Annotated in this window: 21 protein-coding genes and 1 tRNA gene; 5 read left to right on the forward strand and 17 right to left on the reverse strand. The window is 66.6% G+C overall.

What is annotated here, in order from left to right:
• Positions 1 to 48: 48 nt before the first annotated feature.
• The 5 genes from CAL11_RS13575 to thrS form a co-directional block, all read right to left on the reverse strand.
• Positions 49 to 318, reverse strand: a complete 270-nt coding sequence (locus CAL11_RS13575; protein WP_033461398.1) for an HPr family phosphocarrier protein — start codon at positions 316 to 318, stop codon at positions 49 to 51.
• Positions 319 to 435: 117 nt separating this feature from the next.
• On the reverse strand, positions 436 to 834 hold the full coding sequence (locus CAL11_RS13580; RefSeq protein ID WP_003812601.1) for a PTS sugar transporter subunit IIA: 399 nt from the start codon (positions 832 to 834) through the stop codon (positions 436 to 438).
• A 10-nt stretch (positions 835 to 844) separates the two neighbouring features.
• Positions 845 to 1,801 (reverse strand): glutathione synthase, encoded by a 957-nt coding sequence (gshB, locus tag CAL11_RS13585; RefSeq protein ID WP_086093244.1) that lies wholly within the window; start codon positions 1,799 to 1,801, stop codon positions 845 to 847.
• Positions 1,802 to 1,936: 135 nt separating this feature from the next.
• A complete protein-coding gene (gene infC, locus CAL11_RS13590) occupies positions 1,937 to 2,482 on the reverse strand; it encodes a translation initiation factor IF-3 (protein ID WP_033446215.1) in 546 nt (181 codons plus the stop codon).
• 20 nt (positions 2,483 to 2,502) lie between these two features.
• Positions 2,503 to 4,452, reverse strand: a complete 1,950-nt coding sequence (thrS, locus tag CAL11_RS13595) for a threonine--tRNA ligase (protein ID WP_033461394.1) — start codon at positions 4,450 to 4,452, stop codon at positions 2,503 to 2,505.
• 387 nt (positions 4,453 to 4,839) lie between these two features.
• On the opposite strand from thrS, the gene CAL11_RS13600 reads away from it, so the two are divergent.
• Positions 4,840 to 5,616 (forward strand): response regulator transcription factor, encoded by a 777-nt coding sequence (locus CAL11_RS13600; protein ID WP_033461392.1) that lies wholly within the window; start codon positions 4,840 to 4,842, stop codon positions 5,614 to 5,616.
• A gap of 5 nt (positions 5,617 to 5,621) precedes the next feature.
• The gene (locus CAL11_RS13605) at positions 5,622 to 6,014 is read left to right on the forward strand and encodes a hypothetical protein (RefSeq protein WP_068926542.1); all 393 of its coding nucleotides are present in this window, start codon (positions 5,622 to 5,624) and stop codon (positions 6,012 to 6,014) included.
• On the opposite strand, the gene hemN is transcribed toward CAL11_RS13605, so the two are convergent.
• On the reverse strand, positions 6,011 to 7,435 hold the full coding sequence (gene hemN / locus CAL11_RS13610) for an oxygen-independent coproporphyrinogen III oxidase (protein WP_086094587.1): 1,425 nt from the start codon (positions 7,433 to 7,435) through the stop codon (positions 6,011 to 6,013). The two genes, CAL11_RS13605 and hemN, sit on opposite strands and share 4 nt — an antisense overlap.
• 159 nt (positions 7,436 to 7,594) lie before the next feature.
• Here hemN and CAL11_RS13615 point away from each other — a divergent pair, with 159 nt between their 5' ends.
• Positions 7,595 to 7,867, forward strand: coding sequence for a hypothetical protein (locus tag CAL11_RS13615; RefSeq protein ID WP_033461390.1), 273 nt, complete (start codon positions 7,595 to 7,597; stop codon positions 7,865 to 7,867).
• A 36-nt stretch (positions 7,868 to 7,903) separates the two neighbouring features.
• On the opposite strand, the gene aqpZ is transcribed toward CAL11_RS13615, so the two are convergent.
• The gene (gene aqpZ, locus CAL11_RS13620) at positions 7,904 to 8,614 is read right to left on the reverse strand and encodes an aquaporin Z (RefSeq protein WP_033461389.1); all 711 of its coding nucleotides are present in this window, start codon (positions 8,612 to 8,614) and stop codon (positions 7,904 to 7,906) included.
• A gap of 107 nt (positions 8,615 to 8,721) precedes the next feature.
• Positions 8,722 to 9,354: a helix-turn-helix transcriptional regulator gene (locus CAL11_RS13625; RefSeq protein ID WP_003812619.1), complete on the reverse strand. Its 633-nt coding sequence runs from the start codon at positions 9,352 to 9,354 to the stop codon at positions 8,722 to 8,724.
• 291 nt (positions 9,355 to 9,645) lie between these two features.
• On the opposite strand from CAL11_RS13625, the gene CAL11_RS13630 reads away from it, so the two are divergent.
• Together CAL11_RS13630 and CAL11_RS13635 are read left to right on the forward strand one after the other, a co-directional pair.
• Positions 9,646 to 10,626 (forward strand): Bug family tripartite tricarboxylate transporter substrate binding protein, encoded by a 981-nt coding sequence (locus tag CAL11_RS13630; RefSeq protein WP_279629033.1) that lies wholly within the window; start codon positions 9,646 to 9,648, stop codon positions 10,624 to 10,626.
• Between the two features lie 102 nt (positions 10,627 to 10,728).
• The gene (locus tag CAL11_RS13635; RefSeq protein ID WP_244172809.1) at positions 10,729 to 12,228 is read left to right on the forward strand and encodes a M81 family metallopeptidase; all 1,500 of its coding nucleotides are present in this window, start codon (positions 10,729 to 10,731) and stop codon (positions 12,226 to 12,228) included.
• A gap of 149 nt (positions 12,229 to 12,377) precedes the next feature.
• Here CAL11_RS13635 and CAL11_RS13640 read toward each other — a convergent pair.
• From CAL11_RS13640 to leuB, 9 genes are all read right to left on the reverse strand, one after another.
• Positions 12,378 to 12,454, reverse strand: a tRNA-Val gene (locus CAL11_RS13640).
• A gap of 31 nt (positions 12,455 to 12,485) precedes the next feature.
• Positions 12,486 to 13,142, reverse strand: a complete 657-nt coding sequence (locus CAL11_RS13645; protein ID WP_086093246.1) for a phosphoribosylanthranilate isomerase — start codon at positions 13,140 to 13,142, stop codon at positions 12,486 to 12,488.
• Positions 13,143 to 13,156: 14 nt separating this feature from the next.
• Positions 13,157 to 14,824, reverse strand: coding sequence for a TRAP transporter large permease (locus CAL11_RS13650; protein ID WP_086093247.1), 1,668 nt, complete (start codon positions 14,822 to 14,824; stop codon positions 13,157 to 13,159).
• Between the two features lie 2 nt (positions 14,825 to 14,826).
• On the reverse strand, positions 14,827 to 15,456 hold the full coding sequence (locus CAL11_RS13655) for a TRAP transporter small permease subunit (RefSeq protein WP_068926546.1): 630 nt from the start codon (positions 15,454 to 15,456) through the stop codon (positions 14,827 to 14,829).
• A 211-nt stretch (positions 15,457 to 15,667) separates the two neighbouring features.
• Complete coding sequence (locus CAL11_RS13660) at positions 15,668 to 16,762, reverse strand: TRAP transporter substrate-binding protein (RefSeq protein WP_033465515.1); 1,095 nt, start codon at positions 16,760 to 16,762, stop codon at positions 15,668 to 15,670.
• 144 nt (positions 16,763 to 16,906) lie between these two features.
• Complete coding sequence (truA, locus tag CAL11_RS13665) at positions 16,907 to 17,719, reverse strand: tRNA pseudouridine(38-40) synthase TruA (protein WP_086093248.1); 813 nt, start codon at positions 17,717 to 17,719, stop codon at positions 16,907 to 16,909.
• A gap of 3 nt (positions 17,720 to 17,722) precedes the next feature.
• Entirely contained in the window at positions 17,723 to 19,399 is a 1,677-nt protein-coding gene (locus CAL11_RS13670) for a FimV/HubP family polar landmark protein (protein WP_167382497.1), read from the reverse strand.
• Between the two features lie 170 nt (positions 19,400 to 19,569).
• Positions 19,570 to 20,700: an aspartate-semialdehyde dehydrogenase gene (asd, locus tag CAL11_RS13675; protein WP_003812646.1), complete on the reverse strand. Its 1,131-nt coding sequence runs from the start codon at positions 20,698 to 20,700 to the stop codon at positions 19,570 to 19,572.
• Between the two features lie 185 nt (positions 20,701 to 20,885).
• Positions 20,886 to 21,962: a 3-isopropylmalate dehydrogenase gene (gene leuB, locus CAL11_RS13680; RefSeq protein WP_033463848.1), complete on the reverse strand. Its 1,077-nt coding sequence runs from the start codon at positions 21,960 to 21,962 to the stop codon at positions 20,886 to 20,888.
• Between the last annotated feature and the right edge of the window lie 7 nt (positions 21,963 to 21,969).

Raw genomic sequence — 21,969 nt, forward strand, 5'->3', positions numbered from 1 at the left:
GACGATGCAGCCCGCGCCGATGGCAGGCTGCCGGAACCTGGGGTTTTGCTATTCCTGCTCACCGAATTTATTGTCGAACAGAGTTTGAATTTCGGACAGCGCCTGGTCGGCGTCGCTGCCCGAGGCCTCCAGCCTGACTGTCACGCCCAGCCCGGCAGCCAGCATCATCACGCCCATGATGCTCTTGGCGTTGACGCGTTGCGCGCCGCGCGAAATGAAGATCTCGCTGCTGAAGCGGCTGGCCAGCTGCGTCAGCTTGGCGGCGGCCCGGGCGTGCAGCCCGAGTTTGTTGCTAATGACGATGTCTGAGCTAGGCATAAGTTCTGGTCTGGCAACGGCGGCCGCCGCAATCCCGCGTCTTGCCGGGGGCGGACTGCCGGCCCGGCAAGGCGGAACTGCTGCGCCATCAATTTACTCTCGGCGTTTTCTCGCCCGTCAGTCTACACGCAAGCAACCCTGGACGCCGCCCGCGAGCGCCTTTTCGCGCGTCTCGGCCAGCGAAAGATTGCGATAAGTCAGGGCCCGCAGCAACATGGGCGTATTCAACCCCGCCAGCACGCAGCACTGGATGCCTTGCGCCTGCGCATCGGCCACGGCGCGCTTGGCGATATTGGCCGGCGTGGCGCCGATCAGGTCGGTCAGGACCAGCACGCCCTGCCCCTGGTCCACGCGCAGGATATCGGCCAGCACCCGGGGCGCCGCGTCATCGGGCAAATCCTCGGGGTGGATGTCGTGCACGGCCAGCGCTTCGGTCGCGTCGCCCAGCACGTGGGCGACGCTCTCGCGCATGGCGCTGCCCAGCGGGGCGTGCACGACGATAACGATGCCAGTCATAGCTGCAAGTTCAGCCGGCGGCGCCTTCCAGCGCCACGGCGAACATCTCCGGTACGTTGAAGCCCGTCTGTTCGGTGATCTCGACAAAACAGGTCGGGCTGGTGACATTGACTTCGGTAATGTAGTCGCCGATCACGTCCAGCCCAACCAGCAGCAGTCCGCGACCGGCCAGCCGGTCGGCCACCGTCCGGGCCAGGTGCAGGTCGCGCTCGGACAGCGGCTGGGCCACGCCCCGCCCGCCGGCCGCCAGGTTGCCGCGCGTCTCGCCGGCCAGCGGTATGCGCGCCAGCGAATACGGCACCGGCTCGCCGCCGATGAGCAGGATGCGCTTGTCGCCCTTGACGATCTCGGGGATATAGCGCTGCGCCATGATCGTGCGCGCGCCGTTGTCGGTCAGGGTTTCGAGGATCGCGTTCAGGTTGGGCTCGCTGCGCTGCAGGCGGAAGATCCCGGTGCCTCCCATGCCGTCCAGCGGCTTGACGATGACGTCGCCCTGGGCGGCGTGAAAAGCCCTGATGCGCCCCATGTCGCGCGTAACCAGCGTGGGCGTGGTCAGGTCGGGAAACTCGGTGATCGCCAGCTTCTCGGGATGATTGCGGATCGCCGCCCCGCTGTTGAATACGCGGGCGCCCTGCTGCTGCGCGTACTCGAGCAGGTGCGTCGAGTACACGTATTCCATGTCGAACGGGGGATCCTTGCGCATCACCACCGCATCGAAGCGCGCCAGCGGCGCCTCGTCGGCCGCGCCGGTTTCGCGCCACCAGTCATGCCCGTGGAGGTCGGCGTCGTCCCGCAGCGCGATGGGCGCAAAGCGCGTCCTGACCTCGCCCGCATCGATGTAGAGATCGCCTTGCAGCGCAACGCTCAGGGTGTGCCCCCGGGCCTGCAGCGCCTGCATCATGGCAACGGAACTGTCCTTGTACGCCTTGAGCAGCGGCAAGGGATCGATAATGAACAATACGTGCATCTCGGCACCCGATACGTACGCCGCGCCACGTGCCCGCGCAGGCAGGATTGACTAGGCTGTTTGAAGGATGGGGCCGCACGGGCCGCACGCAAGCCGGCCCGGCCGCCCTTGCGGGCAACCGGGCCGGGGATGGGGTCAGCCTGCCGCGTCGGGCTTGCCGACGGCCTTCTTGCGCGGCGCAAGCACCATGACCATCTGACGGCCTTCCAGCTTGGGCATCGCCTCGACCTGGGCCAGTTCGATCAGATCGTCGCGCACCCGCTCAAGCACCCGCATGCCCAGTTCCTGGTGGGCCATTTCCCGGCCTCGGAAGCGCAGCGTGACCTTGGCCTTGTCTCCCTCTTCGAGGAAGCGGCGCAGGTTACGCAGCTTGACCTGGTAGTCGCCCTCGTCGGTCGCCGGGCGGAACTTGACTTCCTTGACCTGGATGACCTTCTGCTTCGACCGGGCCTCGGCCTGGCGTTTCTGTTCCTGGTACTTGAACTTACCGTAATCCATCAAGCGGCAAACCGGGGGATCGGCGTTGGGCGCGATCTCGACCAGGTCCACGTCGCTTTGCTCGGAAAGACGGAACGCATCGGCAATCTTGACGATGCCCAGCTGTTCTCCGTCCAGACCTATCAGGCGCACCTCGGGGACGCGGATTTCACCGTTGATGCGTATGGCTTTTTCAGTGGCGATGTTGACGACTCCTAGAAAGGTTAAGCAGCGCTCGCGGGTTGGGTGACATTGCGGCGGGTGGAAATATCCTCGGCCAGACGCGCGATGAAATCATCGAGCGCGATGACGCCCAGATCAAGGCCACCCAATCCCCGCACCGCGACGGTGCCGTTTTGCATCTCCTTGTCACCAACGACGAGGAGATACGGGATTTTTTGCAGGCTGTGTTCACGGATTTTACGAGTGATCTTTTCACCACGCAAATCCGCCTGCACTCTAAAGCCTTGTTTTTTCAGGCTTTGTGTTATTTGTGCCGCATAATCGGCGGAATGCTCGGAGATGCAGCATACCACCGCCTGCAACGGGGCCAGCCAGGGCGGCATGGCGCCGGCATGGTTTTCGATCAGCATGCCGATGAAACGCTCCAGCGAACCGAGGATGGCACGGTGCAGCATGACCGGCGGACGACGCTGGTCGTTCTGGTCGACATACTCGGCGCCCAGCCGCACGGGCATGGAAAAATCGACCTGGATCGTGCCGCACTGCCAATGGCGCCCGATGGCGTCCTTGAGCGTGTATTCGACCTTGGGGCCATAGAAAGCGCCCTCGCCCGGCGAGATCTCGAATTCGCAGCCGGTACGGCGCAGGCTTTCCATCAGGGCGGTTTCGGCCTTGTCCCAGATCTCGTCGCTGCCGATACGCTTTTCAGGACGCGTGGCGACTTTGTACAACACCTCGGTAAAGCCGAAGTCCTTGTAGACCTTCTGCAGCAAGGCGGTGAATGCGGCGCACTCGTCCTGCAACTGGTCTTCGGTACAGAAAATGTGGCCGTCGTCCTGGGTAAAGCCGCGCACCCGCATCATGCCGTGCAGCGATCCCGACGGCTCGTTGCGGTGGCATTGCCCGAACTCGCCGTAACGCAGCGGCAATTCGCGATAGGAATGCAGGCCGGCATTGAAGATCTGCACGTGCCCGGGGCAATTCATGGGCTTCAGACCGTAGACCCGGTTTTCGGACTCGGTCGTGAACATGTTTTCGCGATAGTTGTCCCAGTGGCCCGTCTTCTTCCACAGCGTCAGGTCGAGGATCTGCGGCGCCTTGACCTCCTGGTAGCCGTTGTCCTGGTACACCTTGCGCATGTACTGCTCGACCTGCTGCCACAGCGCCCAGCCCTTCGGATGCCAGAAGATCAGCCCGGGCGCCTCGTCCTGGAAATGGAACAGGTCGAGTTCGCGGCCGATCTTGCGATGGTCGCGCCGCTCGGCCTCCTCGAGCATGTGCAGGTAGGCATCCTGGTCGTCCTTGCTCGCCCAGGCCGTGCCGTAGATCCGCTGCAGCATCTCGTTCTTGCTGTCGCCGCGCCAGTAGGCGCCGGCCACCTTCATCAGCTTGAAGACCTTCAGCTTGCCGGTCGAGGGCACGTGGGGGCCGCGGCACAGGTCGATGAAATCGCCTTCCCGGTACAGGCTGAGGGTTTCGTTGGACGGAATCGAGGCGATGATCTCGGCCTTGTAGACCTCGCCGATGCCCTTGAAATAGGCGACCGCGTCGTCGCGCGACCATTCCTCGCGCGTGACGACCTCGTCCTTGCGCGCCAGCTCGGCCATTTTCTTCTCGATGGCCTGCAGGTCTTCCGGCGTGAAGGGGCGCTTATACGAAAAATCGTAGTAGAACCCGTTGTCGATCACCGGGCCGATGGTGACCTGGGCATCCGGGAAGAGCGACTTCACGGCGTAGGCCAGCAGGTGCGCCGTCGAGTGCCGGATCAGGTCCAGGCCGTCGGCATCCTTGGCGGTAACGATGGCGAGCTGCGCGTCATTGTCGATGCGGAAGCTGGTATCGACCAGCCGGGGCTCGGCGCCGTCGAACGCGACGCGTCCGGCCAGGGCCGCCTTGGCCAGCCCGGCGCCTATGGATTGCGCCACCTCGGCCACCGTCACGGGACCGGGATACTGGCGCTGCGAGCCATCCGGCAAGGTAATTTGTACCATCGAAGGAATTCCTGGATTTGGAAACGAAAAACGCGGCTGCCTGGCCGCGTTTTGTCTGGTGCCTTGTTGAGTATTTACCGCAATGACGCGATACCAACCCGACGCATGAAATCATTAACGCGACTGAGTGCGGAAGATTCCGGTCGTAGTTCGTGTCGGGCGGAGCAGCATCTGGATCGTGCCTCGGATATGCGTCAAGGGTGGCACGCGGGTCGGCATGCCAAACGTCGCCAATTGTAGCACCTTTCGCCCCCGCGCCTGCTGCATGCGCCCCACACTGGATCTGTCTGATTTTCCGACCACTTATCGGACTCCTCTCAAAACCCTCGTAACCTGCAATGACAGCCGAGCTTGTCGCTCGTGACGCCAGGCATAGAAGGAGCCCCCATGCCTCACCGCCTAACCCGCGCCGCGCCAGTCCTCGCCGGGCAGGGCTGCGCGGCCCACCCCCCCGCCGCCTATCCCCCAACCGCCCAGCCCGCCGGGGCGTCGGCGCGCCGCTACATGCTGCTATCGCGCCCCAGCCACCGCCTGCGGGTCGCCATCCTGGACGACCATCCCGCCGTCGCGGTAGGCCTGAGCGCGTACCTGGGCGAACACGGCGACTTCGAGGTCGCGCTGACCGAGACCAACGCCGTCGCGCTCGCCCACCAGCTCAAGCGCCATCCTTGCGACGCGGCCGTCATCGATTTCTTCATGCCGGCACAAAGCTGGGACGGCGTGGACTTCATCCGCCGCCTGCGCCGCCTCTGCCCCGACATGGTCGTGATCACGATTTCGGCCGGCAAGGCGCACGAAACCGAGTACGCGGCCTTCCGCGCCGGGGCCAACGGCTTCCTGCCCAAGGGCGCGCCGCTGAGCCTGCTGGCCGAACTGATCCGCACGACCGCGGTCAGCCGGCGGGCGTTCTTCAGCGCCCGCACGGGCCAGTTGCGCGCCACCGTCCCCGATCCGCCGGATTCCCGCCTCACCAATGCCGAACGTGAAATCCTGCGCCAAATCGCGCAGGGATTTTCCGTAACCCAGATATCCGGCCGCCTTTTGCGCAGCAAGAAAACCGTCAGCACCCACAAGCGCCGCGCCATGAAGAAGCTGGGCCTGGCCGACGACCTCGCGCTGGCCCTGTACCTGAACGAGAAGTTCGAGCAAAACGTCTATGGCTGAATCCCATGGCCAAGCAACATCAAGCCTCCGGGACCCTCTGCGTCCAATGGCTATGCCGCGGCCCTGCGCAGCAACGCGCCCTGCTGGAGCTGGCGCTGCGGTGCCTGCGCGACGACCGCCTCGAAATCCGCCGCGCTTTGCGCCAGCGCGACAACGCCACGGTACGCGAGCGCCTGCATCGGGCCAAGGGCGCCATTTGCACCCTCTGGCCCGACCCCGAAACGCTGGCGCGCCTGGAGGCCGTGCACCGGCAGCTGCCCAGGCGCGGCAGCCAGCTGTGGAGCCAGGCCGCGGCGCTGGAAAACCGTCTGCTGCAACTCGAGCAGGCCATGCTGGCCAGCCTCGACGCGCTGGGAGGCGACGCCATGGCGCAGGAGCAGCAACCCGCGCCGCCCTAGACGATGCGCGAGTAGCTCGCGGCCGGGGCGGCCTCGCGCAGGTAGCGATCGAACGTCATGGCGACGGCCCGCACGAAATACCAACCCAGTCCGGTCACCTGCATCACCCCGGCGTCCAGGGTCACCAGCCCCAGTCCGGCCAGTTCCCGCAAACGCGCCAGCTCGGGGCCGAACGCCGTGTCGGCGGCCTCGCCGGCCGGTCCATGCAGCTCGGCCAGCGCCAGCCGGCCACGGCACATCACGTCCATGATCAGGCGGCGCCTGAATTCGTCGTCGGCCGACAGGCGCAGGCCCCGCTCGACGGGCAGCCGCGCCTGCGCAAGCGCGCCGTAATAGGCGTCCAGCGTCTTGACGTTCTGGCTGTACACGTTGCCCACCTTGCCGATGGCGGACACGCCCAGGGCAATCAGGTCGCCGTCGGGCTGCGCCGTATAGCCCTGGAAGTTGCGATGCAGCCGGCCCTCGCGCCGGGCGACGGCCAGGGCATCGTCCGGCAGGGCGAAATGATCCATGCCGATGTAGACATACCCCAGCTCGAGAAAGCCCGCGATGGCATCGCCCAGCAAGCCGACACGGGCGCTCGCATCGGGCAGGTCCGCGGCCAGGATGCGGCGCTGCGGCGCGAAGCGTTGCGGCAGGTGCGCGTAGGCGTACAGGGCGATGCGGTCCGGCCGCAGCTCGCCCACCTGCGCCACCGTACGGGCGAACGATGCCAGCGTCTGATGAGGCAGGCCGTAGATCAGGTCCACGTTGATCGATCCGAACCCCAGCTCGCGGGCGGCCAGCATCAGTTGCCGGACATCCTCGAAAGGCTGCACCCGGTGCACCGCCTGCTGCACCCGCGGATCGAAATCCTGCACGCCGAAACTGAGGCGGTTGAAACCCAGCCCGCGCAGGTGCGCCAGCCGGCCGCGGTCTGCCGTACGGGGGTCCACTTCGATCGATACTTCCGCGTCGGGCGTCAGGGTGAAGGCGCCGCGCAGCATCGCCATCAAGCGCGTCAACTCGGCATCCGACAGGAACGTCGGCGTTCCTCCGCCCAGATGCAGGTGGGACACCGGCTCGCCGCCGCCCAGCGCCTCCACGTGGAGGGCGAGTTCCTGGCCCAGGGCGTCCAGATAGGGCGCGGCGCGCTCATGGCGCCGCGTCACGACCTTGTTGCAGGCGCAGTAGTAACAGACAGAGTCGCAGAACGGCACGTGCACGTACAGCGACATCGGCTCGCCGCGGCGCGAGGCTGCCCGCTCGGCCAGGGCCTGGCGGTAGTCGTGCGTGCCGAAGCCGTCGTGATAGCGATCGGCGGTCGGATACGAGGTATAGCGGGGGCCGTTCCTGTCCAGGCGGCTGAGCAGGCTGTCCGGAAAAACGGGACGGGCCCTGGGCGCGTCGGCGCAACGTTCGGGGATCAGCGTATCGGGCATGATGGCCACATTGTGCGGCCGTGGCGGCAAGCCGGCCTTGATCTGGCTCAAGGCCGCAAAACGTCCCGGAACCTGCCGGTGCGGCAAAACAACGGTGGCCGGCGACATGCGGCTCTGGTAACGTCAACGATCTTTCTTTCCGATATCAGAGGTTCTCCCATGCAACGCGACTTCGATTTGGTGGTTGCCATCCTGCGCACCATCGCCGACGCCGATCTTCCTGCCCTGGCCATCGACCAGATCGAAACCGCCGTCGTCGACGAGAACGGCAATGGCGTCGCCGCGGAATGGGTGGCGCATCACCTGGACATCATGGCCGATGCCGGCCTGGTCAAGGCGGTCGACGGCGGCGCCTGGCGCCTGACCTGGCAAGGTTACGACGCCCTCGAGCAGGACGACGAAGACGAGGACGACGACGCCCTGCCCATGTAAGATGCGGCGGCGCCGAGGCCGCCGCCCGTGCCGGCCTCAGCGCTGCGCGCTGGGCGTGCCCACCAGCCGGTACGCCAGCGCACCGACCAGCGCCCCCGCGATGGGGGCCACCCAGAACAGCCACAACTGCTCCAGGGCCCAGCCGCCGACGAACAGCGCGGGGCCGGTGGAACGCGCCGGATTGACCGAGGTATTGGTGACCGGAATGCTGATCAGGTGGATCAGCGTCAGCGCCAACCCGATCGGGATCGGCGCGAACCCGGCAGGCGCCCGCTTGTCGGTTGCGCCCAGGATGACGAACACGAATCCGGCGCTCAGCACGATCTCGCAGATCAGCGCGGCCTGCATCGAATACTTGCCGGGCGAGTGGTCGCCATAACCGTTGGCGGCGAACTTGCTGGCCACCAGGTCGAAACCCGCGACGCCCTGCGCAATGCTGGCCAGCGTGGCGGCCGCCACGATGGCGCCCACCACCTGCGCCACGATGTACGGCGGCACGTCACGCCATCCGAAACGCCCCGACGCCGCCAGCCCCACCGTGACCGCCGGATTGAAGTGCCCGCCGGATATATGGCCCACGGCGTAGGCCATGGTCAGCACGGTCAGGCCGAACGCGAGCGCCACGCCGGCGTAGCCGATGCCGACCTGCGGCACCCCGGCGGCCAGCACGGCGCTGCCGCAACCGCCCAGAACCAGCCAGAACGTACCGAAAAACTCCGCGCCGCAGCGCTTGAAAAGTGGTTGCATGGTTTCCTCTCCCGAAAGTGCAGCAAAGATAGCCCGGGATGGAAATCACGACTTTCAAACAATGCAAATTCGTCCGATAGGCGCAGGCGCGGCCAGGCTGTGGCCGCCTACTTGATCGCCTTGTACACGGTGGCCCTGGACACGCCCAGGTGTTCGGCCACGGTTTCCTTGGCGCGCCGCAGGTCGAGATATCCCTCGTCCCTGAGCTGCTGCATCAGTGCCCGCCGGTGCTCGGCGCCAAGCGCCTGCGGCGTGGTGGCAAGGTCGAGCGCGAACTGGTCGATCCGCGCCCGGATGGCGTCGGCGCTGGCCGGGTCGAGCGATTCCCTCACGGTGTCGCCTTCCACGCTGGAGAACTTCTCCAGGATGCTTGCCAGCCCCTTGAACAAGGTCACGTCCACGTTCAGGCACAGCGCCGCGACGTAGCGCCCCTCGCTGTCCTTGATGCCGATCGACGTGCTTTTCGAGCGGCGCCCGTCGGCGAACTTGTTCGGGTAGTTGGCGATGATCTGCGGATAGTTGTTATCGGCGATGCGCGCCAGGCCCAGTTCGGTGGCGGGATCGCCGACCGTCCTGCCCGACAGGTTGTTGTGGATGGCAAGAATGGCGTGCCTGGGCGTGCGCAAGTCGTGCACCACCACCTCGGTGAACGGCGCCAGGGTCTCGCCCAGCCCCGCCGCGATCTGCATGACTTGCTCGACCAAGGCCTGGTTTTCCTTGCTGCCCTGCCTCTTTGCCATGAGTGGTCCCTCGACGATAGGCCGGTATTGTAGCGATCGATGATGCGCCGCCGCGATGCACGGACAGGGCCGATCGTCCCGGCGGGAAGCGGCCGCCTTCCCGCCGCGCTTAGGGGTTTACGCTGAAAGCCCCTGCTCGTTGTTGAAAATAAGTCTATCACGAGACAAAATGTCTAGGACAGCAAGCGCGCTCGTCGGCGCGCGCGCCGGATGAAATCCGCCCGGCCGCTCGACGGCCGGACCGCGCCAGCGCATACCTACCCACTTCGTCCCATCCATTGGAAATCTGCCATGACACTCACCCGAACCCTTGCGCTGGCGGCGGCGCTGGCGCTGTCCTGCCCGGCTGCGGCGCAACCGGCCTCCGAGACGTGGCCCGACAAGCCCATCACCATGATCATCCCGTCGGCGGCGGGCGGCTCCGCCGACATCTTCACGCGCATCACGATGACGCATCTGGGCAAGGCGCTCAACGCCAATATCGTCATCGAGAACAAGCCGGGCGCGGCCGGCTCGATCGGCATGGCCAGCATCAAGCGCGCGCGCCCGGACGGTTCGACCTTCGGCTATGGCAACATCAATACGTTGACGGTCAATCCGGCGCTGTTCAACAAACTGCCCTATGACGCCGACGCGGACTTCACGCCCGTGGGCGCCATGTTCTCGGTCGCGAACGTCCTGGTCGTGCCAGGCAACTCGCCCTACAGGAACCTTGGCGAGCTCATCGCGGCCGCCAAGAAGGCGCCCGGCAAGCTGAGCTACGCGGCCGCCGGCATCGGCAGCAGCGGCCACATGGGCGGCGAACTCCTCAAGAGCATGGCGGGCATCGATGTCCTGTTCGTCCCGTACAACGGCGACCCGGCATCCCTGCAGGATCTCACCGGCGGCCGCATCGACTACACCGTGACGAACATTTCGGTCGCGATGCCGCTGGTCGAAAGCGGCAAGCTCAAGGCGCTGGCCATCACCTCGCGCGAACGCGACGCCGCCCATCCCGATATTCCGACTTTCTCCGAGTCGGGCCTGCCGGGCTTCGAGAATATCTCCTGGGGCGGACTGATCCTGCCCAAGGGCGTCCCGGACCCGATCGTGCAGAAAATCTCGGCCGCGCTGAAAACCGTGATGCAAAGCGACGCCCTGCGCCGCGACCTGGGCGCGGCCGGCGGCACTGCCGGCACCGTCTTCGGCGACGATTTCCGCCGCTTCATCGGCGCCGAACAGCAGAAATGGGCCAAGGTCATCGCCGAGGCCGGGATAGAAAAACAGAACTGAGCCATGATCGCGGCGTCGCCATCCACGCCGGCGCCGACCGAAGCAAGACCACGCGGCGCCCACGGGCGCCCGTGGCGCATCAACCCCTTCACGATGCCAGCCATGCAGAAAACCCGTATCGCGGTCCTTCATTTTTCCCACGAAACCGTCACGTTTCTCGAACGGGACACCGAGCTCGATGACTTCGTATTCGATGGATCGCCGTGCCGCGACGAGGCGCTGCTGGGCTACGACGCCCAAGGCTATCTCGGCGGCTTCGTGCAATGCGCCCGGGAATACTCCGAAGTCGAACTGGTCGGCATCGAGTCGCCGCTCTTTCCCAAGACCGGCATCGGCTCGGGCTGGGTCACCCACGAAGCCTACGAACACTTCCTCGGCATCATGCTCGACGATCTGGCGCAACGCGGCCCGTTCGACGGCGTGTACATGGCGTTGCACGGGGCCATGGCGGTGCGCGGCGTCGACCGGCCGGAGGCCGATATCGCGCGGCGGGTGCGCCGGGTCGTGGGCGACGCCGCCATCCTGGCCGCGACATTCGATCCACACGGCAACGAGGACGAACAATTCCTGCAGGCCGCCGACCTGGCATTCTGCGTGAAGTACTTCCCGCACTATGACATGCACTTGCAGGGCGAGCGCGCCGCGCGCACCATGGTGCGCGCGATCCGCGGCGAATACCGGCCCGCGACGATGACGATCAAGGTTCCCATCCTCACGCCCACCGTGCTCCAGTGGACGGGCGGAACCTCGCCGTGGCTGCAACTGGTGCACCGCGCCCTGACCTGGGAAGCCCGCGAGCCCGACGCCTACGTCAACGTCTTCTTCGGCTTTCCCTGGGCGGACGTGCCCGATGTCGGCATGACCATCCAGACGCTGACCAATGGCAAGCCCGAACTGGGGCAGCGGATTGCGCGCGACATGGCCCAGGCCGCGTGGCGCGCGCGCCACGACCTGCTCAAGGCCGCCCGCATCGAACCGATCGAACGCGGCGTGGCCAGCGCCTACGAGGAAACCGCGAAGGGCAATTCGCCGGTCGTGCTGGCCGACTACAGCGACCGTTCCGGCGCCGCCACCTGGACCTTGCAGGAGCTCGTGCGCACCGGCGCGCGACGCACCCTGATCGCCACGGTGGCCGACTACGAGCTGGTCAGCCGGCTCAAGCAGCGCGGCGCGCGAGCCGGCGACGCCTTCGACGAGCACGTGGGCGGGCGCGTCGACGACTCGGCCGGGCAGCCCGTCCAGGTACAGGGGCGGATACTGGGCCACGGCCAATCGCAGGACGGGACCAACAGCCGCTCGGACTGGTACACCGTCGCGTTCGGCGACGGCAATGTCCTGGTGGTAAGCGCCTATCTCATGCAAATCACCGAACGTGAAATGCTCGAGCAAATGGGGATGAAGCTGTCGGACTTCGATATTTTCGTCATCAAGTCGCGGGCGCACTTCCGGCGCGGCTTCGACGACAGCGGCTTTGCCCGCGCCATCATCCTGGTCGAACCGCCCCACCCGTTCCTGGGCACCGTCCACCTGGACGCGCTGCCCTACCGCAACGTCAAGGTCGAAAACTACTTTCCGTATGGAGAGCCCGACTTCAACCCATAGACAGACCCAATCGGACAGGCCCAACCGGACAGGCCAGCCGGGTAGCCGCCCCGGGCCTGCCCGGGCGCGGTTTGTCCGCGGCAATGGAAAAAGCCGCCAGATCAAGGATCTGGCGGCTTTTTTTGCCATGCCGGGCATGACGCAAATTCTGGTAGGCGGTATTGGGTTCGAACCAACGACCTCTACGATGTCAACGTAGCGCTCTAACCAACTGAGCTAACCGCCTGCAAAGAAGAAGAATTATATATGGCTTTTTTTCAGCGTGCAACTTGGTCGACGTCTTTTATCGCCGCCATCAGTTGCCGGATCTTGTCGGCCGACTTGATGCCGGGCGCGTCCTCCACGCCGCTGCTGACATCGACCGCCCACGGCCGCACGGCGCGCACGGCGTCGGCGACGTTGCCAGGGTGCAGCCCGCCGGCCAGCACGACGGCGCGCGAGGCCGGATCGGCCTGCACGCCGGCCAGCAGGCCGTGGTCGAAACCCTGCCCGCTGCCGCCATAGCCGGCGCTGTAGCTGTCGAACAGCCATCCAGCCGCGTCGGCATATTGGCGACAGGCCGCGGCCAGGCCGGCGGCGCTGTCCAGGCCGGGGGCTCCGGCGCGAAAGGCCCGCAGGTAGCGACGGCCGTAGCGGCCGCACTCCTGCGGACTCTCGTCGCCGTGGAACTGCAGCAGGTCGGGCGACACGTGGTCCAGCACGGCCTGGACCTCGTCTGGCCGCGGGTTGACGAACAGGGCCACCACATCGACGAAGGCCGGCACCGCGCGGCGCAGCTGCGCCGCGCGGACCGGATCGACATGGCGCTTGCTGGGCGGATAGAACACGAAGCCGATGGCATCGGCGCCAGCCTGGACGGCGCTGGCGATGTCCTGTTCGCGGGTCAGCCCGCAGATTTTGACGCGTGTACGCATGACTACCGTGCTACCTATTTGAACGCCGCCCCGGGATCGGGACTTTCGTCTCCATAGATGTTAGTTCCATAATTGCTTTCGATCTCGATCTTCACGCTGGCCGGATCGACGGTGGACTGGCCGCCCTTGTAGTGCATGACCATGCCGGGAAAGAGCATGACGGCGGCCACCATGAACAGCTGGATCACGATGAACGGCACCGAGCCCCAGTAGATCTGGCCGGTGGTGACCGGCTGGATGATCTTGCCGGTGATCTTGTCCTTGTAGGCGTCCTTGGGCGCGACCGAGCGCAGGTAGAACAGCGCAAAGCCGAACGGCGGGTGCATGAACGAGGTCTGCATGTTCACCGCCAGGATGATCCCGAACCAGATCAGGTCGATGCCCATCTTGTCGGCCACCGGGCCCAGCAGCGGCACGATGATGAACGCCAGCTCGAAGAAGTCCAGGAAGAACGCCAGCACGAAGGTCAGCACGCTGACCACGATCAGGAACCCCCACTCCCCGCCCGGCAGCCCGATCAGCAGGTGCTCGACCCACAGGTCGCCGTTGACGCCGCGGAAGGTCAGCCCGAACACCGTCGAGCCCACCAGGATGAACACCACGAAGCACGACAGCTTGGTGGTCGTGTCCATCGCCTGCTTGAGCAGGTCCAGCGTCAGCCGCCGGCGGATCAGCGCCATGATGATCGCCCCGACCGCCCCCATCGCCCCGCCCTCGGTGGGCGTGGCCACCCCGATGAAGATCGTGCCCAGCACCAGGAAAATCAGGAACAGCGGCGGGATCATCACGAAGGTCACCCGCTCGGCCAGCGCCGAGAGCATCCTCAGGCGAAACACCTTGTTGGCGATCGCGATCACGAACGCCGTCAGACCCCACAGCAGCAGGCTCACCACCACCTGCTCATCGACCGGCGCCGTGTCGTTCTCCAGCCACTGGCCCAGCACGTAGGCCGACAGCGAGGAGATCAGCATCAGCACCAGCAGCGAACGCCCCCCGCGCGAGCCGTTGGGCTCGCGAAACGTGCGCGCCTCCTCGGGCAGCGCCGGCGCCGCCGAGGGCTTGATCAGCGAGACGATCACGATGTAGGCGATGTACAGCCCCGCCAGCACGAACCCCGGCACCATCGCCGCGCGGTACATGTCCCCGATCGAGCGGCCCAGCTGGTCGGCCAGGATGATCAGCACCAGCGAGGGCGGAATGATCTGCGACAGCGTGCCCGAGGCCGCGATCACCCCGCTGGCCAGCCGCCTGTCATACCCGTAGCGCAGCATGATGGGCAGCGAAATCAGCCCCATCGAGATCACCGAGGCCGACACCACGCCGGTGGTCGCCGCCAGCATCGCGCCCACGAACACCACCGCGATCGCCAGCCCCCCGCGCAACGGACCGAACACCTGGCCGATCGTCTCGAGCAGGTCCTCGGCCATGCCCGATCTCTCCAGCACCAGCCCCATCAGGGTAAAGAACGGCACCGCCAGCAGCGTGTCGTTGGAAATAATGCCGAACACCCGCTGCGGCAACGCCTGGAACAGCGCCGGGCTGAGCAGGTCCAGCTCGATGCCCACCAGACCATACAGAATCCCGTTGGCCGCCAGCGCGAACGCCACCGGAAAACCCAGCAGCAGAAACAGCACCAGCGTCGCAAACATGATCGGCGCCAGATTGGCTATCAGAAACTCCATGATCAGCGGCCTTCGTTGTTATGACGTTGTTGTTGGGCGGCCGACTCGCGCTCCAGCGCTTCGCGGGCAATCTCCTCGGCCAGCAGCTCCTCGGCGCTCTTGCTGCCCTCGCGCGCGGTCGGGTCCGGACACAGTCCGCGCAAAAACCCGATGCACTTGATCAGGTGCGACAGCCCGGCCAGCACCAGCAGCGCAAACCCCACCGGAATCAACAGCTTGACCGGCCAGCGAATCAGCCCGCCCGAGTTCGACGACAGCTCCCCGCTCAGGTACGAATCCATGAACACCGGCCACGACAGCACCATGATCAGGGTGCACGCCGGCAGCAAAAAGAACACCACCCCGAAGATCTCGATCCAGATCTGCTTGGAGCGCGGCAGCCGCGAGGACAGAATGTCCACCCGCACGTGTTCGTTCTTCAGCAGCGTGTAGCCCGCGGTCAGCAGGAACATCGCGCCGAACATGTACCACTGCAACTCCAGCCAGGCGTTCGAACTGGTATGAAACACCTTGCGCACCACGGCGTTGCCGGCACTGACCAGCACCACCAGCAAGGTGACCCACGTCACGGCCCGGCCGACCCGCAGGTTCAGCGCGTCTATGCCGCGCGATAAGGCGAGTAATGCTTTCATGATGGGAATATCTTGAAAAAAGGCTTCTTGCCCGGCGCCTGGACATCAGGCATCCGGGATAAGCACGCGGCCGCTTTGGGATTGCCAGGCCGTTGCCGCCGTGCGTGGAACCACGGGCCGCGTCCGCTCTTGACGGGCGCCGCGCCGGGCCAAACCTGGGAATTTTATATCCTGTGGCGGTCCGGCCGGCCCGCGTGGCGTCGAAACGGGTTTATTTGCCCCGCGCCACCGTCGCCATGAACCCGTCGTAGCTGCCTTCGGCCACGCGGAACCAGGGGATCTCATTGTCGCGGAAAGCCACCATGCTTTCGTAGATGCGCTTGAACATCGGATCCTTGTCCGAGAATTCCTTGTAGACCGCCTGGGACTGCGTATAGCAAGCCTCCATGACGGACTTGGGGAACGCCTTGAGCTGGGCGCCCTCGGCCACCAGGCGGCGCAAGGCCGCCGGGTTCTCGGCGTCGTACTTGGCGATCATGTCGTTGGTGGCGGCCGCCGCGGCCTGGGCCAGCACGGCCTGGTAATGCTTGGGCAGCTGGTTGTAGACGTCCTGGTTGACGTACAGCGATACCTGCAGCGTGCCCTCCCACCAGCCGGGGAAATAGTAGTTCTTGGCCACCTTGTGGAAGCCCAGTTTCTCGTCGTCGTACGGGCCGATCCATTCGGCCGCGTCGATGGTGCCCTTTTCCAGGGCGGGATAGATATCGCCGCCGGCAATCTGCTGCGGCACCACGCCCAGGCGCGAGAGCACCGCCCCGGCGAACGCGCTGGCGCGGAACTTCAGCCCTTTCAGGTCGTCGACAGACTTGATCTCGTTGCGGAACCACCCGCCCATCTGGGTGCCCGTGTAGCCGCACGGGAAATTGACCACGTTGTACTTCTGGAACAACTCGCGCGTCAGCTTCAGCCCGTCGCCGTGGCGCATCCAGGCGTTCATCTGGCGGGTATTCAGGCCGAACGGCACCGCGCCGTCGAAGCACAGCGCCGGATCCTTGCCGAAGTAGTAGTACGAGGCGGTGTGGCCGCACTCGATGGTGCCGTTCTGGACCGCGTCCAGGACTTGCAGCGCGGGCACGATCTCGCCGGCGGGAAACGCGCGGATGCTGAACTTGCCGTCCGTGGCTTCATTTACGTATTTGGCCAGGTTTTCGCCGCCCGTGAAGATGGCGTCGGCGCTGCGGGGAAAGCTGGAGGCCAGGCGCCAGTGGATGGTGGGGGAATCTTGCGCCAGGGCGGGGGCCGCCAGGGCCGCGCCACCGGCGGCGGCGCCCAATGTGGCCTGCTTGAGGAACGAACGGCGTTGCATTACGGATGTCTCCTGGGTGTGGAAGAATGCGCTGAGCGCGGACCGTTTGCGTAAAACGGCCGCACGCGGTGAACCTGATAGAGGGTTCCGCTTTTTTTTCGTCCGCAATGATATCGGGATCGGGCCGTCTTGCCGCCCTGCTGATTACCCTAAAGGGCCGGTAAATGGCGAGAGCAGCGTTATCCCACCATCGAGTTCGTCAAAACCGAACTCCGCCGGGTATTCGATCGCTGAAAGGTACAAACCGTCAGGCATGAACGTGGGCGCGCCCAGCCGCCGGTCGCGCGCGCGCAGCAAGGCCTCCATCCAGGCCACCGGTTCGCGTCCCTGCCCCACCTGCAGCAAGGCGCCGACCAGATTGCGCACCATGTGGTGCAGAAAGGCGTTGGCCCGCAGCGTGAACACCAGGAATGCGCCGCGCTCGTCGATGTCGAGGCGGTGGAGCGTGCGCACCGGGTGGCGCGCCTGGCATTGCGAGGAGCGGAAGCTGGAGAAATCGTGCTCGCCCAGCAGCGCGCGGGCCGCGGCGCGCATGGCCGGCACATCCAGCGGCTGGAACGACCAGCCGGCCCGGCCGGCCCATAGCGCCGGCCGCACGCGCCCGCGCCACAACAGGTAGACGTAGGTGCGCGAGCGCGCCGAGAAGCGCGCATGAAAGGCCTCGCTCACCGGACGCGCCCATTGGACGGCGATGCTGGGCGGCAGGAAGGCGTTGACGCCGCGCACCCAGGATTCGTCGCGACGCTGCAAATCGGTATCGAGATGGATGACCTGCATGGCGGCGTGCACGCCCGTGTCGGTGCGTCCGGCGCAGACCGTCGCCACCGGCCCGCCGCCGCCCGCAAACGAAGCCAGCGCGGCTTCGACCTGATCCTGCACGGTCACGCCATGCGGCTGCGTCTGCCAACCCTGCCAGGCCGAGCCGTCATAGGCCAGCCCCAATGCAATGCGGGCCATGAATCAGGTTCGCTTGCCGCCGGGACGGGGTTCGTCGGTGGGCGGCTCGTCCAGGTCGAGACTGATCGAGTCCAGTTTGCGCGTGAGCGCAGCCGTGTCCAGCGCGGGCTCCGGATAGGCCGCCGAGGCCTCGTCGTCGTCGTCGCGGCGGGCGCCGGCGCGGCGCAAGGCCCAGGCGACGATGAAGACGATGAGCGCCAGCACCGCGGTAACGATGGCCAGCAGATTGTCGGCCAGCCAGCCGGGCATGCCGCCCTGGGCCGGTTCGCCCTTGCCCGCTTGCCCGTCCTGCCCGGCCGCGCCGCCGGGCAGCGACAACCCGGACGTGTTCCCCTGCGCCGAGCCCGCGGCGCCAGGCGCGGCAGGCCCATTGCCCGCGGCCGCGGCGCCCTTGCCGCCGGCCGAGCCAGCGGATGGCCCGCCAGCCGGGGAAGCCGCGCCCGCGCCGGTCGCGGCGCCGCCAGGCTTGCCGTCGGCGCCCGCCTGGCCATCGGCGCCCGGCTTGCCATCCGATCCGGCTTTGCCGTCCGATCCAGGCTTGCCATCGGCGCCGGCCTTGCCATCGGCGCCGGCCTTGCCATCGGCGCCGGGCTGGCCGCCGGCGCCCGCCGAGGCGCTGGCGGACGCGCCGCCCTCGCCGCCCGCCGTCTTGCCGGCGCCAGCCGCCTGGCTGAGCGCATCGACGTTGGATTGCAGTTTGTCGACACGTTGCTGGGCGTCATCGAGCGCGCGCGCGTCGGAGGCCCGGGCGTCGCCCGCGGCATCGGCCTGCGCATTGGCGCCGCCCTGCGCGCTGGACAGGCGCAGGCGGTCCTGCGCCGTGGCGGCGCCGGCCGCCTCGGCCTGCGACGCGCTGCCCAGCCGGCCCGCGCCGGCCTCGCCGGCGCCGCTGACGGCCGCGCTGCCCGCGGCCAGCGCGCCGGCGCGGCCGCGATAGCGCGCGAAGGCCTCGGCGTGCTGGGCGAAAATGCGCCGCGCTTCGGCCGGATCGATGGCGCGTACCGTGGCCGCGTCGGGGATGTCGAGCGTTTCGCCGGCCCGCACCAGGTTCATGTTGTTCTGGATGAAGGCCTCGGGATTGGCGCGCCACAGCGCCACCAGCATCTGGTAGACGCTGGCGCCGGCCACGGCATTGCGCTGGGCGATGCCGAACAGCGTATCGCCGCGCCGCACGTCGATCGAGCTGGCGCTGGCCTGGCCGGCCGGCGCGGGCGTACCCACGCTGGCCGGCGCCACGCGCGCGGCGCTGCCGCGCGGCGGCACCAGGATGGTGACCTGGACCTGCCGCTGCCCGGCGCCCGAGCGCAGGTCCAGCAGCACGTCGACCGCGTTGCCCGCGGGCGGCTGGGTGGAAGAAATACGCACGTTGCGGCGCGACGCGTCGGCGCCCGGCTCGACGCGCACGGTAGCGCTGGACAGCGGCACAGGCGGGGTCAGGCCGGCCTGGCGCCAGGCTGCTTCGTCGGCCAGCGAAACCTGCAGGGTAGCCAGGTCGTCGGCGCTCAGTTCGAGCAGGGGCACCACGACCTGCAAGCCAGCGCCGGGCGGCGAAACCACCCGCGCATGCCCGAGCCTGGCCGCTTCGGCCCCCGTGGCCCCGGCCCCCAGCGCCAGGACGAGGGCCCACGAAAGGGCCTGTGAGCGGCGGGCGGGCTGCAGAGGGCGCAAGGTCGAACGCATATTTATGAGGATTCCGTGGTCAGAGCGAATGGCCGGCAAATGCAGGGGAAAAGTGTAATGGATCGGCCACGATTCACAAACCCGCGGCCCTTGCCGCCGAAAACGGCGCGCCAGCGACAAGGGCGCCCGCGGGCGCCCTTGTGTCCTGCCATGCGCGCCGGCGCAGCGCGTCAGGCTTCGGCCAGCGCGATACGCAGCATGCGGCGCAGCGGCTCGGCCGCACCCCACAGCAATTGATCGCCGACCGTGAAGGCGCCCAGGTACTGCGGCCCCATCGACAGCTTGCGCAGGCGGCCCACCGGGATATCCAGCGTGCCCGTCACGGCCACCGGCGTCAGCGCCTTCACCGTGTCTTCCTTGGTGTTGGGGACGACCTTGGCCCATTGCGTGCCGGCCGCGATCAGGTCCTCGATCTCGTCGAGCGGCACATCGCGCTTGAGCTTGATGGTCAGCGCCTGGCTATGGCAGCGCATGGCGCCAATGCGCACGCACAGGCCGTCGATAGGCGTGGCCGGCGTGCCGAAGGCCGCGCCGCGGCCGAGGATCTTGTTGGTCTCGGCCTCGGCCTTCCACTCTTCGCGCGACATGCCGTCGCCCAGATCCTTGTCGATCCAGGGGATCAGGTTGCCGCCCAGCGGCACGCCGAAATGCTCCTGCGGCAGCGAGGGATCCTGCTGGCGCGCCAGCACGCCGCGGTCGATATCGAGAATGGCCGCGGCCGGATCGTCGAGCAAGGGCTTGACTGCCTGGTTGAGCAGGCCGAACTGGGTGAGCAGTTCGCGCATGTGCTGCGCGCCGCCGCCCGAGGCGGCCTGGTAGGTCATGGAGGTCATCCACTCGACCAGGTCGTTGTTGAACAGGCCGGCCAGGCCCATCAGCATGCAGCTGACCGTGCAGTTGCCGCCCACGAAATTGCGCACGCCACGCTTGAGCGCCGCGTCGATCACCGGCCGGTTGACCGGATCGAGCACGATGATGGCGTCGTCGGCCATGCGCAGGGTGCTGGCGGCGTCGATCCAGATGCCTTGCCAGCCCGCGCCGCGCAGCTTGGGATAGACCTCGCTGGTGTAGTCGCCGCCCTGGGCGGTGACGATGATCGGCAGTTTCTTAAGAGCGTCGATGTCGTAGGCATTCTGCAACGGGCCCGCGCCTTCGGCCCAGGCGGGCGCGGCGCCGCCGGCGTTGCTGGTGGAAAAGAATACGGGTTCGATGAGTGCGAAGTCGTTCTCGTCGCGCATGCGCTGCATGAGAACGGAACCGACCATACCGCGCCAACCGACGAGGCCTACTGCTTGCGTCATTTCTAGAGCTCTTAAAAAGGTATCGGTAGAAAGAAAAGAACCTGCAACCTGAACAATTTATCAGAATGTGCGCACCGATGTTGCGCTGCATCCGAGAATATAGGGACAAATTGTGCGAAAAAGCCGCAAAAATCGCGGCCTTTCGCACAATGGGCGCACCCGGCAGCGACGCCGGGCGCTGCGGCTCAGCCCAGGGCCTTGAGCACGGCGTCGCCCATCTGCGAGGTGGACACCTTGGTCGTGCCAGCCTCGTGGATATCGGCGGTGCGCAGGCCGTCGGCCAGCACCTTGCGCACGGCGGCCTCAACGCGGTCGGCCTGCGGGGCCAGGTCCAGCGAATAGCGCAGCAGCATGGCGGCCGACAGGATGGTGGCCAGCGGATTGGCGATGCCCTGCCCGGCGATGTCGGGGGCCGATCCGTGGCTGGGCTCGTACAGGCCCTGGCCGGCGGCGTTCAGCGAGGCGGAAGGCAGCATGCCGATCGAACCCGTCAGCATGGCGGCTTCGTCCGAGAGGATGTCGCCGAACAGGTTGCCGGTCACGATCACGTCGAACTGGCGCGGATTGCGCACCAGTTGCATCGCGGCGTTGTCGACATACATATGCGACAGTTCCACGTCGGGATAATCCCGGCTGACTTCGATCACCAGGTCGCGCCAGAACTGCGAGGTTTCCAGCACGTTGGCCTTGTCGACGCTGCACAGCTTCTTGTTGCGCTTGCGGGCCGACTCGAAGCCGATGCGCGCGATGCGGCGCACTTCCGACTCGGCGTAACGCATGGTGTCGTAGCCTTCGCGCTCGCCGGCGAAGGCGCCATCGGCCGCCGTGCGCACGCCGCGCGGCGTACCGAAGTAGATGTCGCCGGTCAGTTCGCGGATGATCAGGATGTCGAGACCGGACACGATCTCGGGCTTGAGCGAAGAGGCGCTGGCCAGCTCAGGGTAGAGGATCGCCGGGCGCAGATTGGCGAACAGTCCGAGCGCCTTGCGCAGGCCCAGGATGGCCTGCTCCGGGCGGAATTCGCGCGGCAGCGTGTCGTACTTCCAGTCACCCACGGCGCCGAACAGCACCGCGTGCGAGCCTTGCGCCAGTTCCAGCGTGGCCGGCGGCAGGGGATGCTCGAATTGGTCGAAGGCCGCGCCGCCCACCGGGGCCTGGCGCAGTTCGAGCGGCAGGTCCAGCGCCTTGAGCACGCGCTCGGCCTGCTCGACGATTTCGGGGCCGATGCCATCGCCGGGGAGGACTGCGATCTGATGAGTCATGAAAAAT

Origin of the sequence: Bordetella genomosp. 6 (genome assembly GCF_002119705.1) — a bacterium.
Taxonomy (GTDB): domain Bacteria; phylum Pseudomonadota; class Gammaproteobacteria; order Burkholderiales; family Burkholderiaceae_B; genus Bordetella; species Bordetella bronchiseptica_F.